Source organism: Pantoea sp. JK (genome assembly GCF_026130245.1).
Classification (GTDB): domain Bacteria; phylum Pseudomonadota; class Gammaproteobacteria; order Enterobacterales; family Enterobacteriaceae; genus Pantoea; species Pantoea trifolii.
Genome location: NZ_JAINFN010000001.1, coordinates 793,689 through 808,181, shown reverse-complemented (window position 1 = coordinate 808,181; position 14,493 = coordinate 793,689). Strand labels below are relative to the sequence as shown.

General features: G+C 54.1%; 13 protein-coding genes. 8 read left to right on the top strand and 5 right to left on the bottom strand.

Features of this window, described 5'->3' with window-relative positions; all coding sequences use genetic code 11:
• The first annotated feature begins 50 nt into the window (after positions 1–50).
• Genes gsiB through gsiD form a run of 3 tightly spaced genes read left to right on the top strand, consistent with a single transcriptional unit; the run spans position 51 to position 3,472 of the window.
• Positions 51–1,586, top strand: a complete 1,536-nt coding sequence (gsiB, locus tag PanJK_RS03900) for a glutathione ABC transporter substrate-binding protein GsiB (RefSeq protein WP_061717205.1) — start codon at positions 51–53, stop codon at positions 1,584–1,586.
• Positions 1,587–1,635: 49 nt separating this feature from the next.
• Positions 1,636–2,556: a glutathione ABC transporter permease GsiC gene (gene gsiC / locus PanJK_RS03895; RefSeq protein ID WP_256696050.1), complete on the top strand. Its 921-nt coding sequence runs from the start codon at positions 1,636–1,638 to the stop codon at positions 2,554–2,556.
• 10 nt (positions 2,557–2,566) lie between these two features.
• Positions 2,567–3,472, top strand: a complete 906-nt coding sequence (gene gsiD / locus PanJK_RS03890) for a glutathione ABC transporter permease GsiD (RefSeq protein WP_061717201.1) — start codon at positions 2,567–2,569, stop codon at positions 3,470–3,472.
• Between the two features lie 67 nt (positions 3,473–3,539).
• Here gsiD and PanJK_RS03885 read toward each other — a convergent pair whose 3' ends face one another.
• On the bottom strand, positions 3,540–5,201 hold the full coding sequence (locus tag PanJK_RS03885) for a methyl-accepting chemotaxis protein (RefSeq protein WP_265297197.1): 1,662 nt from the start codon (positions 5,199–5,201) through the stop codon (positions 3,540–3,542).
• A gap of 115 nt (positions 5,202–5,316) precedes the next feature.
• Here PanJK_RS03885 and PanJK_RS03880 point away from each other — a divergent pair, with 115 nt between their 5' ends.
• A complete protein-coding gene (locus PanJK_RS03880) occupies positions 5,317–5,766 on the top strand; it encodes a DUF4385 domain-containing protein (protein WP_008102491.1) in 450 nt (149 codons plus the stop codon).
• On the opposite strand, the gene rimO is transcribed toward PanJK_RS03880, so the two are convergent.
• Positions 5,763–7,088, bottom strand: coding sequence for a 30S ribosomal protein S12 methylthiotransferase RimO (rimO, locus tag PanJK_RS03875; RefSeq protein ID WP_008102489.1), 1,326 nt, complete (start codon positions 7,086–7,088; stop codon positions 5,763–5,765). The two genes, PanJK_RS03880 and rimO, sit on opposite strands and share 4 nt — an antisense overlap.
• 326 nt (positions 7,089–7,414) lie before the next feature.
• Between rimO and PanJK_RS03870 the strand changes: the two genes are divergently transcribed.
• From PanJK_RS03870 to PanJK_RS03860, 3 genes are all read left to right on the top strand, one after another.
• Complete coding sequence (locus tag PanJK_RS03870; protein WP_256696054.1) at positions 7,415–8,050, top strand: carbonic anhydrase; 636 nt, start codon at positions 7,415–7,417, stop codon at positions 8,048–8,050.
• A 118-nt stretch (positions 8,051–8,168) separates the two neighbouring features.
• Positions 8,169–8,825 (top strand): DUF3313 domain-containing protein, encoded by a 657-nt coding sequence (locus PanJK_RS03865; protein WP_265297195.1) that lies wholly within the window; start codon positions 8,169–8,171, stop codon positions 8,823–8,825.
• A gap of 104 nt (positions 8,826–8,929) precedes the next feature.
• Entirely contained in the window at positions 8,930–10,063 is a 1,134-nt protein-coding gene (locus PanJK_RS03860; RefSeq protein WP_265297194.1) for a PQQ-dependent sugar dehydrogenase, read from the top strand.
• A gap of 1 nt (position 10,064) precedes the next feature.
• Here the strand turns inward: PanJK_RS03860 and PanJK_RS03855 are convergent, their stop codons facing one another.
• On the bottom strand, positions 10,065–10,721 hold the full coding sequence (locus PanJK_RS03855; RefSeq protein WP_256696056.1) for an HAD family hydrolase: 657 nt from the start codon (positions 10,719–10,721) through the stop codon (positions 10,065–10,067).
• Between the two features lie 274 nt (positions 10,722–10,995).
• Between PanJK_RS03855 and PanJK_RS03850 the strand changes: the two genes are divergently transcribed.
• Positions 10,996–12,201: a serine hydrolase gene (locus tag PanJK_RS03850; protein ID WP_265297193.1), complete on the top strand. Its 1,206-nt coding sequence runs from the start codon at positions 10,996–10,998 to the stop codon at positions 12,199–12,201.
• Positions 12,202–12,267: 66 nt separating this feature from the next.
• Here PanJK_RS03850 and ybjG read toward each other — a convergent pair whose 3' ends face one another.
• Both ybjG and PanJK_RS03840 read right to left on the bottom strand, forming a co-directional pair.
• The gene (gene ybjG, locus PanJK_RS03845) at positions 12,268–12,873 is read right to left on the bottom strand and encodes an undecaprenyl-diphosphate phosphatase (RefSeq protein ID WP_101760992.1); all 606 of its coding nucleotides are present in this window, start codon (positions 12,871–12,873) and stop codon (positions 12,268–12,270) included.
• Positions 12,874–13,100: 227 nt separating this feature from the next.
• On the bottom strand, positions 13,101–14,354 hold the full coding sequence (locus PanJK_RS03840) for a hypothetical protein (protein WP_265297192.1): 1,254 nt from the start codon (positions 14,352–14,354) through the stop codon (positions 13,101–13,103).
• Positions 14,355–14,493 lie beyond the last annotated feature (139 nt).

Sequence of the window (14,493 nt, the reverse complement as noted above, 5' to 3'; positions counted from 1 at the left end):
GCACATCTTTGGATGTCGCGCATGACAGGGATTACAGGAGAACGATAACGATGCATCATATTATGCGAAAAGGGGTTATCACTGCCGGTTTGTTGAGTTCGGCGCTGGCGCTGCCCGCGTGGGCGGCGAAAGATGCGGTGATTGCGGTAGCCTCAACCTTTACCACGCTCGATCCGTATGACGCGAACGATACGCTGTCGCAGGCGGTGGCGAAGTCCTTCTATCAGGGCTTGTTCGGCTTCGATAAAGACATGAAGCTGACCAACGTGCTGGCGGAAAGCTATCAGGCGAGCAGTGACGGTCTGACGTACACCATCAAGCTGCGTTCTGGCGTGAAATTCCAGGATGGTACCGACTTCAATGCCGAAGCGGTAAAAGTAAACCTCGATCGCGCCAGTAATCCGGATAACCATCTCAAACGCTATAACCTGTTCAAATATATCGCCACCACCGAAGTGGTCGATCCGAGCACGGTGAAAATCACCCTGAAGCAGCCGTTCTCGGCCTTTATCAACAACCTCGCGCATCCGGCGGCGGTGATGATTTCGCCCACCGCGCTGAAAAAATATGGCAAGGATATCGGCTTCCATCCGGTGGGAACCGGCCCGTTTGCCTTTGATACCTGGAACCAGACCGACTTCGTGAAAGTGAAGAAGTGGGATGGCTACTGGAAAAAAGGCTATCCGAAGCTGGATAGCATTACCTGGCGTCCGGTGGTGGATAACAACACCCGCGCGGCGATGCTGCAAACCGGCGAAGCGAGCTTTGCTTTCCCGGTGCCGTTCGAGCAGGCCAAACTGCTGGAAGGTAACAGCAAGCTCGATGTGGTCACCACGCCATCGATCATGCAGCGCTACATCAGCCTCAATGTGACGCAAAAGCCGTTTGATAACCCGAAAGTGCGTGAAGCGCTAGAGTACGCGATTAACCGTCAGGCGCTGGCGAAAGTCGCCTTTGCCGGTTACGCCACGCCAGCCACCGGCATCGTGCCGCCGAGCATCGACTTTGCGCAGAGCTATCCGGCAATCAAATACGATCCGGCTAAAGCACGTGAACTGCTAAAGGAAGCGGGCTTCCCGAACGGTTTCGAAACCACCTTGTGGTCGTCGCATAACCACAGCACCGCGCAGAAAGTACTGCAGTTCACCCAGCAGCAGCTGGCGCAGGTGGGCGTGAAGGTGAAAGTGACAGCGATGGATGCCGGACAACGTGCCGCTGAAGTGGAGAGTAAAGGGCAGAAAGAGAGCGGTGTGCGCATGTTCTACACCGGCTGGTCAGCATCGACCGGTGAAGCCGACTGGGCGCTGACGCCGCTGTTCGCTACTACCTCATGGCCGCCAGCGATCTTCAACACCGCCTTCTACAGCAATCCGCAGGTGGATAAAGACCTTGCCGATGCGCTTAAAACCACCGATCGCGACCAGAAAGCTAAGCTGTACAAAGACGCGCAGGATCGCATCTGGAACGACCATCCGTGGATCCCGCTGGTGGTGGAACAACTGCTGTCAGCCAACAATAAAAACCTCAGCGGTTTTTATGTCATGCCCGATACCTCATTCAATTTTGATGAGGCCGATCTGAAGTAACAGACGCGGCCAGCCTTAGCGGGCTGGCCGATGCTGCGCAGGACTTCGCATGCTCAACTATTTTCTCAAACGATTACTGGGACTGATTCCCACGCTGCTGATTGTGGCGGTGCTGGTGTTCCTGTTCGTCCATTTGCTGCCGGGAGATCCGGCGCGCCTGATTGCCGGCCCGGAAGCGGATGCTTCGGTGGTGGCGCTGGTGCGTCAGGATCTCGGTCTTGATCAGCCGCTGATCAAGCAGTTCTGGCACTTTATGATCAATGCGGTGCAGGGCGATTTCGGCCATTCGCTGGTCTCGAAACGTCCGGTGATTGACGAAATTGCCGCGCGCTTTTTCCCGACGCTGTGGCTGACACTGAGCAGCATGGTGTGGGCGGTGATTTTCGGTATGGCGATTGGCATCACCTCGGCGGTGTGGCGCAATCGCTGGCCCGATCGCATCGGCATGACGCTGGCGGTGTCGGGTATTTCTTTCCCGGCGTTTGCGCTTGGCATGCTGCTGATGCAGGTGTTTTCCGTCGAGCTTGGCTGGTTGCCGACCGTCGGCGCGGATAGCTGGAAACACTACATTTTGCCATCGATCACCTTGGGTGCAGCGGTGGCGGCGGTGATGGCGCGCTTCACCCGCGCGTCGTTTGTGGAGGTGATGCAGGAAGATTACATGCGCACCGCGCGCGCCAAAGGGGTACGCGAATCGCTGGTGGTGGTGAAACACGGCCTGCGTAACGCCATGATTCCCGTGATTACCATGATGGGCCTGCAGTTTGGTTTCCTGCTCGGCGGCTCGATTGTGGTGGAAGTGGTGTTCAACTGGCCAGGCTTAGGCCGCTTGCTGGTGGATTCAGTCGAGATGCGCGATTACCCGGTGATTCAGGCCGAAGTGCTGCTGTTCTCGCTGGAATTCATTCTGATTAACCTGATTGTTGACGTGCTGTACGCGGCAATCAACCCGGCCATTCGCTACAAGTAAGGAGTCGCAATTGAAGAACTGGCGACGAGCCGCGGCATTGAAAACCATGCCGACTATCACGGAAAACCGGGTACGCACGCCGTGGCGCGAATTCTGGCGGCGCTTTCGCCGTCAGCATGTGGCGCTGCTGGCCGGATTGTTTGTGCTGCTGCTGATTGTGGTGGCGTTTATCGCGCCGCTGATTGCGCCTTTTGATGCGGAAAACTATTTCGATTACGACCGGCTGAACGAAGGGCCATCGCTGATGCACTGGTTTGGCGTTGATTCGCTGGGGCGCGATATCTTCAGCCGCGTGCTGGTAGGCACGCGCATTTCGCTGATTGCCGGTTTCTTCTCGGTGGCGATTGGCGCGCTGATCGGCACCGTGTTAGGTCTGCTGGCGGGCTATTACGAAGGCTGGTGGGATCGCATCACCATGCGCATCTGCGATGTATTGTTCGCGTTCCCCGGCATTTTGCTGGCGATTGCGGTGGTGGCAATTATGGGCAGCGGCATGAGCAACGTGATTGTTGCGGTGGCGATCTTCAGCATTCCGGCATTTGCCCGTTTGGTGCGCGGCAATACGTTAGTGCTGAAGCATCAAACCTATATTGAGTCGGCACGCAGCATTGGTGCGTCGGACTGGACCATTATCATGCGTCACATCCTGCCCGGTACGGTGTCGTCGATTGTGGTCTATTTCACTATGCGTATTGGTACCTCGATCATCACGGCGGCGAGTTTGTCTTTTCTCGGCCTCGGCGCGCAGCCGCCCACGCCGGAGTGGGGCGCAATGCTCAATGAAGCGCGCGCCGATATGGTGATTGCGCCGCATGTCGCCATCTTCCCAAGCCTGGCGATTTTCCTTACCGTGCTGGCATTTAACCTGCTGGGTGATGGTTTGCGTGATGCGCTGGATCCGAAATTGAAGACCTGATGGTGGTTTGGTCGCCCGTAGGGTCGCCATTTATGGCGACCTTTTCGACAACCGCACAATCCCGCCCTTAAAACGTTTCCCAATTGTCATTACTGTGCGCGGCGGCCGGCGCGGCGCGGGTTGGCGTCATCACCGGTTTCACCATTTTCGCCACCGGCGCAGCGGCCTGGCGAGCGCCGGTTTTGAAGCGTGCCACCGCAGAAGAGAGGCTGCTGGCCTGCTGTTCCAGCGACGCCGAGGCGTTCGCGGATTCCTGCACCAGCGTGGCGTTCTGCTGCGTGACGCGATCCATCTCGTTCACCGCCTGACCAATCTGGTCGATGCCGCGACTCTGCTCATCGGACGCCGAAGCAATCTCGCCCATGATATCGGTGACGCGGGTAACAGCGCTGACGATCTCCTGCATGGTTTCACCGGCGCTGCTCACCTGTTGCGAACCGGTGTTGACGCGCTGCACGGAATTCTCAATCAGCAGTTTGATCTCTTTCGCCGCCTGGGCGCTGCGCTGTGCCAGATTACGCACTTCGCCTGCCACCACGGCAAAACCGCGACCCTGTTCACCGGCGCGTGCCGCTTCTACTGCTGCGTTGAGCGCAAGGATGTTGGTCTGGAAGGCGATGCCATCAATCACGCTGGTGATATCGGCGATTTTCTTCGAGCTGTCGGCGATATCGCGCATGGTTTTCACCACGCCATCCACCACGTTGCCGCCTTTGTCGGCGGTTTCCGAGGCGGTTTTCGCAAGCTGCGTCGCCTGACGCGCGTTATCGGCGTTCTGTTTCACCGTGGCGGTCAGCTCTTCCATGCTCGCCGCAGTCTCTTCCAGTGACGCTGCCTGTTGTTCGGTGCGTGAGGAGAGATCGTTATTTCCCGTGGCAATCTCGCTGGCGCTGCCAAAAATCGCGTCCGCGCTATCACGCACATTGTTGATGGTGCTGAGCAGCGACTGCTGCATGTGGTTGAGGCTGGCGGCAATCGACGCCATTTCGCTGCGGCCTTCCACCTGCAAACGGGCAGAGAGATCGCCATCGGCGAAGCGTTCCATCTGCTGTTGTACCAGCTTCATCGGTGCCAGCAGAATGCGACGCACCAGAATCCACACGGCAACCAGCAGCAGCACCACAACCACCGCCATTACGGCGACCAACACCAGCATGTGCTGATAGTTATTGTCATATTCCGCATTGCGCTCGGCCAGCAGTTGCACGTTCTGCTCACGCCACTGTTTGTAAGCCACTTCCAGATCGTCCTGCGCCTGCTGGGCATCAAGGTTGCCATAGGCGGCGTAATCATTGGCTTTCAGGAACGCCGCCGACTGTTTCAGCAATTCAGCGAAGGCAGCAAACTTAGCGTCGACTACACTGGCTGAATCCGCGCTTTGTCCGGCGATACGCGGCATGCTCTTATAAAGATCAAAATGTTGCTTCGCTTCATCCAGTGACGCACCTGCGCTGATCAGCAGTTTGTTGATGGCGGCGACTGACGCTTCATCCGTCTGTTTTTTCAGGATACGAATGGCGACGCGGTTGATGATCACGCGGGTCTTCACCAGCGTTTGCCAGCCATCGGCCAGCTCCCGTTGCTGGTGCGACAGCTGATTGCTGGTGGTGAAATTATGCTGTCCGGTAATCAGTGATGATAAAAACAGCGAGCCGGAAATCGCCTGCATCGCGGTGAAAACCACCAATATCATCATGATGGCCGTCACAATTTTCATTCGTTTAAACATAGGTGCGTCTCTGAGGAAGTAGGCTGATAGTGAAGTTATCGGTATAAAAGCAAATCGCTTAAGTGCCAGCGGGAAATAATTACGTCACAGGATGATGAGAGGCGGGAAAAAGCAGATGAAAGCGTTTAATTATGAGCAGGATTTCAAGCACATCGATTTTCGCCAGCAGCCAGAGCTCTATCAGGTGGGGCGCGGCGAGCAGGGCGTGTTGATGGTCGAACCTTACAAAAGTGAGATTCTGCCGCACTGGCGTTTTCGCACCGTCGAGCTGGCAAAGCAGTCTTCACAACAGATTATGCAGTTATTTGAAGCGTATCGCGCGCAGGACGATTTTGTCGGCATGGACATGGCGCGCAAATATATTCAGATGGGTTATACGCGTGCGCGCCGCTACAGCAATCATCAGGGCGGACGAAAATATGACGAGGCCGGCAACGAATTGCCGCGTACCACAGAAAAAGAAAAGGCCGCTGCGGCGGCCGTTTTCAAAGCGTGCTGGGATAAACTGCGCGCGGATACGGACTATCTGGCGCGCAAACGTGCGCACCAGCAGAAGTATGGTTAAACGCGCGTGCCCCACAGATCGTATTCATCGGCGTGTTCGACTTTAACGCGCACCACGTCGCCGACTTTCACCTGACGATCGCCGTTCAGATAGACCGCGCCATCGATTTCCGGGGCGTCAGCCATGCTGCGGCCGACCGCGCCTTCTTCATCCACTTCATCAATTAGCACCAGCACTTCGCGGCCGATTTTTTCCTGCAGACGTTCGCTGGAGATCTTCTGCTGCAGCTGCATGAAGCGATCAAAACGATCCTGCTTCACGTCGTCCGGTACCTGATCCGGCAGCTGGTTGGCGGTTGCGCCATCTACCGGGCTGTACTGGAAGCAGCCAACGCGATCGAGGCGCGCTTCCTGCAGGAAGTCGAGCAGCATCTGGAAATCTTCTTCGGTTTCACCGGGGAAGCCGACGATAAAGGTTGAACGCAGCGTCAGCTCTGGGCAGATTTCACGCCAGCGCTTGATGCGCTCCAGCGTACGCTCTACCGCGCCTGGACGCTTCATCAGCTTGAGGATGCGCGGGCTGGCGTGCTGCAGCGGAATGTCGAGGTACGGCAGAATTTTGCCTTCAGCCATCAGCGGAATAACGTCATCCACATGCGGATACGGATAAACGTAGTGCAGACGTACCCACACGCCGAGTTTGGCTAACTGCTCGCACAGGCTCACCATGCTGGTTTTCACTGGCGATCCGTTCCAGAAACCGGTGCGATGTTTGACATCCACGCCGTAAGCGGAGGTGTCTTGTGAGATCACCAGCAGCTCTTTCACGCCGGCTTCTACCAGACGTTTGGCTTCGTCGAGCACTGAACCAATTGGACGGCTATCCAGATCGCCACGCATCGATGGAATGATGCAGAAGGTGCAGCGATGGTTGCAGCCTTCGGAAATTTTCAGGTAGGCGTAATGGCGCGGCGTCAGTTTGACACCTTGCTCTGGCACCAGGCTGAGGAACGGGTTGTGCTCCGGCTTAGGCACATAGGTGTGCACGTGCGAAAGCACCTGCTCGTAGCTGTGCGGGCCGGTGATTTCCAGCACCTTTGGATGCACTTCGCGGATCTGATCCACTTTGGCACCGAGGCAGCCGGTGACGATCACTTTGCCGTTTTCGTTCAGCGCTTCACCAATTGCTTCCAGAGATTCCTGTACGGCGCTATCAATAAATCCACAGGTGTTAACGATGACGATCTCCGCATCATCGTAGCGTGGCACCACGTCATAGCCTTCGGTACGCAGTTCCGTCAGGATGCGTTCAGAGTCGACGAGGTTTTTCGGACAGCCGAGGGAGACGAACCCCACGCGCGGTGGATTTTTGACTTGGCTCATAAGGTTAAAAATTCATCATAATTAGTGTGGATAGGGGGGCGATTGTACAGAGGTTGCAGAGGAAAATGTATAGGCTGTGTAAGAATCTCCTTATCGACAACCAATGTGCTGTAGATATGCTTAACTCAGTGAGCGACGCGCGCTCTCATTAAGCGCCGCGCCTGCGTTGCTCGTCTGCGAACGTGATCCGAGTTGTGTAAGCTGACGTGTTTTGCTTAAATGTTGGGTCGGTAAAGGTAAGTACTTATCTTCACTGAAAATTTCAAATCGCACTGATAGTGAATCCTCACTGCCAGGGCAGAAGTGGATAATGTGAGAGCAGACATATGCAAGAGATCGTCAAAGGTTTTCTGAATTTTCAACAGAATGTGTTCCCTGAAAGGAAGGATCTTTTCAAAAGTTTGGCATCCAACCAAAATCCCAAAGCCCTGTTTATCTCCTGCTCAGACAGCCGTCTGGTGCCAGAGCTGGTGACGCAGTCGGAGCCGGGTCAGCTGTTCGTGATCCGAAACGCCGGTAACATCGTACCGCCGTTTGGTCCAGAGCCTGGCGGCGTATCCGCCACCATTGAGTACGCGGTTGTGGCTTTGGGCGTGACCGAAATTATTATTTGTGGTCACTCCAACTGCGGTGCCATGAACGCGATTGCTTCCAATGCCGATCTGGAAACCATGCCCGCGGTTGACCACTGGTTGCACTACGCCAACGCGGCGAAAGCGGTGGTGGAAGAGCGCAACTACGATTCGGTTGAGAAACGTCTCAACGAAATGGTGAAAGAGAACGTGATTGCACAGCTGAACAATATCAAAACACACCCTTCTGTGGCGGTGGCGCTGCGTAAAGGCAAAGTGCGCCTGCACGGGTGGGTTTATGATATTGAGAGTGGTGGCATCATTGCGCTGACCAAAGGTGGTGAATCCTTTATTTCACTGTCGGAAAACCCGGAAACCTGCTTCGAGTAATTCCGCCTAACCACCTGCAATGCAGGTGGTTTTTCCTCGCATTTCGCTAATATTTCCTCCCGCGCTGAAAACCAACTTCTACACTTGAGAAGCAATTACCTCTGATAAGGGCTCTCTCATGCGATTTCCCCTTTGTGTTCCCGTGTTAACGCTGGCGCTGCTGGCTGCGGGCTGTACCTCTCATGTGGCCGACAAAAAACAATATTCCGGCTTCCTCGGCGATTATAGTCAGCTGCAATCGACCCAATCGCCAAGCGGTAAACCGACGCTGCGCTGGATCTCGCCCGATTATCACGATGCCGATTATCGTGGCGTGGTTTACACGCCGGTGGTCTATTATCCGGCGGCGCATCCGACCGCGCGTATCAGCCAGCAAACGCTGGATGAGGTGCGCAGTTATACCGATAGCCAGCTGAAAAAGGCGATTTCTGAACGCAAACCGTTGGTAACCACCAAAGGCCCGCGTACGTTGCTGGTGAAAGCGGCGATTACGGCGGTATCGGCAGAAAATGAAGGCGTGCAGTTCTACGAAGTGGTGCCGATTGCTGCCGTTGTTGCCAGCACCATGGCGGCCACCGGACATCGCACGCAAGAGAGTTCGCTGTTCCTCGAAATCGAAGCGATGGATGCACAAACTGGCAAGCCGATGATTAAAGTGGTACGCAAAGCCTTCGGCAAAACCCTACCGAATAACAACACGCCAATTACCCTCACCGATCTCCGTCCAGGCATTGACGAGATGGTGCGCGACACGTTGGCGTTCTCCGTGCCGTGAACCTGTGCCCGGCCGTGTGCCGGGCTTAATGTTTTGTAAATCCTGCACATCCTTTGTCACGCGCTGACTACCCTTAACGGCAGACCGTGATAAAGGAGAATGCCATGCGTTTACTGCCCGCCGCGCTGCTGTTTGGCGCTTTAAGCACGTCCTTACCGTTATTCGCTGCCGATGTGCAGGTTCAGGTGCTGCAGGATAAGCTCGATCATCCTTGGTCCGTGGCTTTTCTGCCCGACAATCAAACGCTGTTAATTACTGAACGATCCGGCCAGCTGCGCAGCTGGCAGCCGGGCAAAGGCCTGTCGCAACCGATCGGCGGCGTGCCGAAGGTGTGGGCGAATCGTCAGGGCGGCCTGCTGGATGTGGTGCTGGCGCCGGACTTTGCCCAAAGCCGCCGCGTGTGGCTCAGCTACACCACCGCCGATGCCAGCGGCCGCGCCGGCGGCGTGGTGGGTTATGGCCGATTAGGCGATGACAATCGCCAGCTGAGCGACTTTAAAGTGGTGCTGGAGCAAACGCCGAAGTTGTCGAGTGGCGCCAATATCGGCACGCGACTGGCGTTTGATCGTCAGGGTTTTCTCTATATCGCCTTCGGTGACAATTTCGCCAGCAGCAGCGCGCAGCAGCTGGATAAGCTCTCCGGCAAAATTGTGCGTCTGACCAAAGACGGTGAAATCCCGCCGGACAACCCGTTTGTTAATCGCCAGGGCGCGCGTGCTGAAATCTGGTCTTACGGCATGCGCAATTCGCAAGGGCTGGCGCTCAATCCGTGGACGCAGCAAATGTGGGAAAGCGAACACGGCCCGCGCGGCGGCGATGAGGTAAACATTCCGCAGAAGGGCAAAAATTACGGCTGGCCGCTGGCAACGTACGGCATTGATTACAGCGGAGAGAAAGTGCCGGAAGCGAAAGGCAGTGAAGTCGAAGGTACCGAGCAACCGCTGCACTACTGGAAAGTCTCGCCCGCCATCAGCGGCATGGCGTTCTACAATAGCGCGCGCTTCCCGCAATGGAAAAACTCACTGTTTATCGGCGCGTTGAAGGAGAAGAGTTTGATTCGCCTGCAGGTGAATGGCGCGAAAGTGGTGGAGGAACAGCGCTTACTGGAGGATCGTGGCGAGCGTATTCGTGATGTACGACAAGGCCCGGATGGCTATCTCTACGTGCTAACCGATGAATCCAACGGCAAGCTGCTGAAAGTGGGGCTGCTAGACGCCGCCAGCGCCCCACGCGGTTAACTTAGCGTGCCCAGTTACACACTTCCCATCCGCGCTGCTGTGCTTCCTGCAGCAGCAGCGAATTGGGATTCACCACCCATGCATGGTCGGCATGCGCCAGCAGCGGTAAATCATTCATTGAATCGCTGTAAGCCCAGGTGCGTTCAAAGCGTTGGTCCTGCTGTAACGCTTTCCAGTCGCTGAGGCGCGTCACTTTGCCTTCGCGATAGGTCATGGTGCCGTAAGTTTGCCCGCTGTAGCGTTCATCCACCACTTCAACGCCAATCGCCAGTGCGCCGTGAACACCAAGGCGCTCGGCGATGGGAACAGCAAGATGATCGCCGCTGGCGGTAATGATCATCACCGTGTCGCCGCGCTGCTGATGCCACTCAATACGCTCGCGGGCGGCGGGAAAAACGCGCGGCATGATGTCGCGATGGATAAAGCGGCGTACCCAGCCTTCAACGGTCATGGTGGCCATACCGGCGAGTGGCGCCAGCGTGGTGTTCATGTACTCTTCAATCGATAACGTACCGGTGTGATATTTCTCCATCAGGATTTTCTCCTGCTGGATGATCTCTTCGGGGGCGAATCCCTGTGAAACCAACCAGCGCAGCCACAGGCTGGTGCTGTCTTCACAAATCAGGGTTTCGTCCAAATCGAAAATGGCTAAGTCCATCGCGGCTCTCCTCAGGCTGACTGAATTCAGGTTAGCGGAAATTTGTGACTGGCTTAACCGTTCTGCGAAAAATCGGAATTACACGCAAAATTTTTCAATAGTCAGATGGGCAAAAGTGGCGGCGCTGCGCGGTTGGTGCCAGGGTTACTCTAATAAACTCTATAAAACTTTACGATTGGACGGTTTTTTTCGCTGGCCTGAACCGTTAGCGTGGGATGAGACATGTCTTATCTGCAAAAAACCAAGATTTAACAAGGACAATCTGGTCATCCTCATGAGAAAAAACACCTTCGCTACTGCATGGCGGCCTCTGGCTGCATCGTCACTATTATTACTTTTCATTCCTATTTCAACGCTGGCAGAACAAGCTCCAGCCGCTCCGCAGATAGACGCCAAAGCCTGGATCTTAATGGATTACAACAGCGGCAAAGTGCTGGCGGAATCCAATGCCGATCAGCGCCTTGACCCCGCCAGTTTGACCAAAATGATGACCAGCTATGTGGTCGGCCAGGCGCTGAAATCGGGCAAGATTACCAACGATGACATGGTCACTATCGGGCAGGATGCATGGGCAACCGGCAATCCCAAACTGCGCGGTTCATCGCTGATGTTCCTCAAACCCGGCGATCGCATTCCGGTCTCTGAACTGAATAAAGGCGTGGTGATTCAATCTGGCAACGACGCTTGTATCGCATTGGCTGATTATGTTGCGGGCAGTCAGGATTCGTTTATCGGGTTGATGAACAACTATGTCAAAGCCTTTGGCCTGCAAAACACCCACTTTATGACGGTACACGGCCTGGACGCTGAAGGGCAATACAGCACCGCGCGCGACATGGCGATTATCGGCCAGCGCCTGATCAGCGATGTGCCGGAAGAGTATGCGATCAACAGCGAAAAAGAGTTCACCTTCAATAAGATTAAGCAGATGAACCGTAACCGTCTGCTGTGGAGCACTAATCTGAAGGTGGATGGTATTAAAACCGGTCACACGTCTGGCGCGGGCAACAATCTGGTGGCCTCGGCAACCGAAGGTGATATGCGCCTGATTTCCGTGGTGCTCGGCGCGGCAACGGATGCTACGCGTTTCCGTGAAAGCGAGAAGCTGCTGACGTGGGGCTTCCGCTTCTATGAAACCGTGACGCCGATTAAGGCCGATAAACCGTTTGCGCAGCAGCGCGTTTGGTTTGGCGATCGCAGCCAGGTCAATCTTGGCGTCGCAAAAGACGCCGCGATCACCGTGCCAAAAGGGCAGATGAAAAACCTCAAGGCCAGCTTTACCCTGAATTCACCGCAGCTGGAAGCGCCGCTGGAGAAGAATCAGGTGGTGGGCACTATCGATTTCCAGCTGGATGGCAAAACCATTGAGCAACGTCCGCTGGTGACGATGGAGGCGGTGCCGGAAGGTGGCTTTGTTGGCCGCATTTGGGATTTCATCATGATGAAATTCCACGGCTGGTTCGGGAAGTGGTTTAGTTGAGACAAAAACGGTGCGCTTGATGCGCACCGTTTTTTACAGGCTCGCCATTAATGGCGACCCCATCGCTTACTCACGAATCCACCCTTTCTTAATCGGCATGGCGAACAGCGCGCGATACACCTGATGCGTGAACGCCAGCATGCGTTCGCCATACAGCTGCCACGCCATGTGCGACGCCAGACAACCCAGCAAGCCGACCAGGAATCCGCCCAGCATATCCAGCGGCCAGTGCACGCCAAGATAGACGCGTGACCAGGCGATGGCGCTGCCTATCACCAGCAACACCACACCTGACCAAAGGCGATGCCAGAAGATGAATGCCAGCGCAAAGGTGAAAATGGTGGTGCCGTGATCGCTCGGATAGGAATCATCGGGTCGGTGTGACAGTAACTGATGGCCAAAACCAATAGCGAACGGACGCGGATGCGGCAGCAACTGCCCGACGCACCACGAAATGCTCAGCGCATACAACAGCGCCATGCCGGTTTTTAGCACCAGCTCGCGTTGAGACTGCACCTGATCGCGCGGTCCCCACAGCCACAGCGCCACAATCAGCAGCGGCACGATGGCTATCACATCTTTGGCGATAAAGGTCGCCAGAGTGATCAGCCACTGCGGTGAATCCTCTGTGGCGTTGATCCATAAAAAGAGCGTGTGGTTCAATGCTTCCATCACGATTCCTTGTCCTCGTCTTGTTTACCCAAAAAACTGCAGCGCAAAATTGTCTGCAAAATAAGCGTGATAGCTTAAAAGCCGCGCGCCTATGCGTACATAGTCACGCTCTTAATCTTATCGCGGGTTGTTGGAGTGTTTAAGTTTGATGAAAGTTGCATAAAGATTTGCGGGTGCGCAGCGGGCGAAAAAATGACGCCCACCTCAAAAGGTTAAAAGTGTGAAGGCTAGGGTGAGTTAATCTCGGCATCAAATATCAGCGTAGCGCTTCCGCGCCAAGTGCTGCCGGGATAATTACCCATGCGCAAACTTTCGACCTCATTGACACTAAACTTTACTGTCGATAAATAGCCGTTAATGTATGATCTTGGTTCAAAAACATAACCGGGAGTATGTATTGAACGAACATATATCGGCCAATTAGTAATATCTTCACCACTATCACGTTCCATAACAAAGGGTATTGTTATTGTTGTATCAACTTGCACGAGGGTATCGTCACCGTCCCTTTGCATAGCACAACTGTTGAGCACTTTATGCTGGCATTCGAGATAGACGCTGAATGGCGCTGAAGCTGTGCTTCTAAAAGAACCCGTACCCTCAAGCCTAAATTGTGTTGCGCCGCCTGAAGTCCAATCCTGCCAGCCACCAGGTGGAATCATAGGTACTTTTTCGGAACCGACCATTTCAAATTTTAATTCATGTTCGATCTGAGCTTCAATTTTAATTTCCAGTATATTATCGGAGTAATCCCCCGCTCCTAAATCAATCTGCTGTCCGTTTCCTACGGAGTAACTAACGGATCCCTTAAATGTTCCATTAGGCATATTCATCGGGGAACTGCTTTTCATCTCATAACCGACAGAAATATCACTAATCTTGAAATCTGTATAATTCATATTAACTACGTTTCTATAGCAAGAGGCAGGCAAGGAGCTATGGTTCCATGCAAATCGAAAGTAACTGTTTGCAATTCCTGCTCCTATCGTGCCACCGCACCCACCTTGAGGGTTACCGCCAGCTGAATTAAAATCAGCAGTAACAAAACCGCCTCCGGAGCGTGAGAAGCGTTGACCGATCAGCATTAAGCGAAATTGGACGGTAATTGACTGGCCAGTTTCATCATCAGTTAATGATATAGTTTTCCAGTTCGCATCTAATTTCTGAAAAACACGTTCATTATTATTGTTACTTCCAGCGATAAGGGAACGATTATTGACATTCAGATTGGTGGCAATTGAAAAAACACCTTCACCACAAAATTTTTGATAATCCAGGCAAAAGCCCGCAACCGGTGTGGTATTTTCGAACTTATCGACTTGAGGATTGGCTGCTGAGGGGCGAAATTCAGCAGTTACATTTAATGTTTCTGCGCGAACTGATGTTGAAAAAAATAAAAAAGAACTCAAAAACAAAATAGCCCCATAAAAAACAGACCTTAATAAGGTGTGCGGGAAGTTTTTACTGGATTTGATTTTCACCGGTAGTTCCAAAGTAAGTGATAAATGAAGGGGTGATAAGTTTAAACAACCTCCATCATCATGATGAATGACGTTTTCTACAGGCAATCTTATCTTAATAAGACCTTGAGGGAAAACGAGAGCACTCTCAAAATGTAAG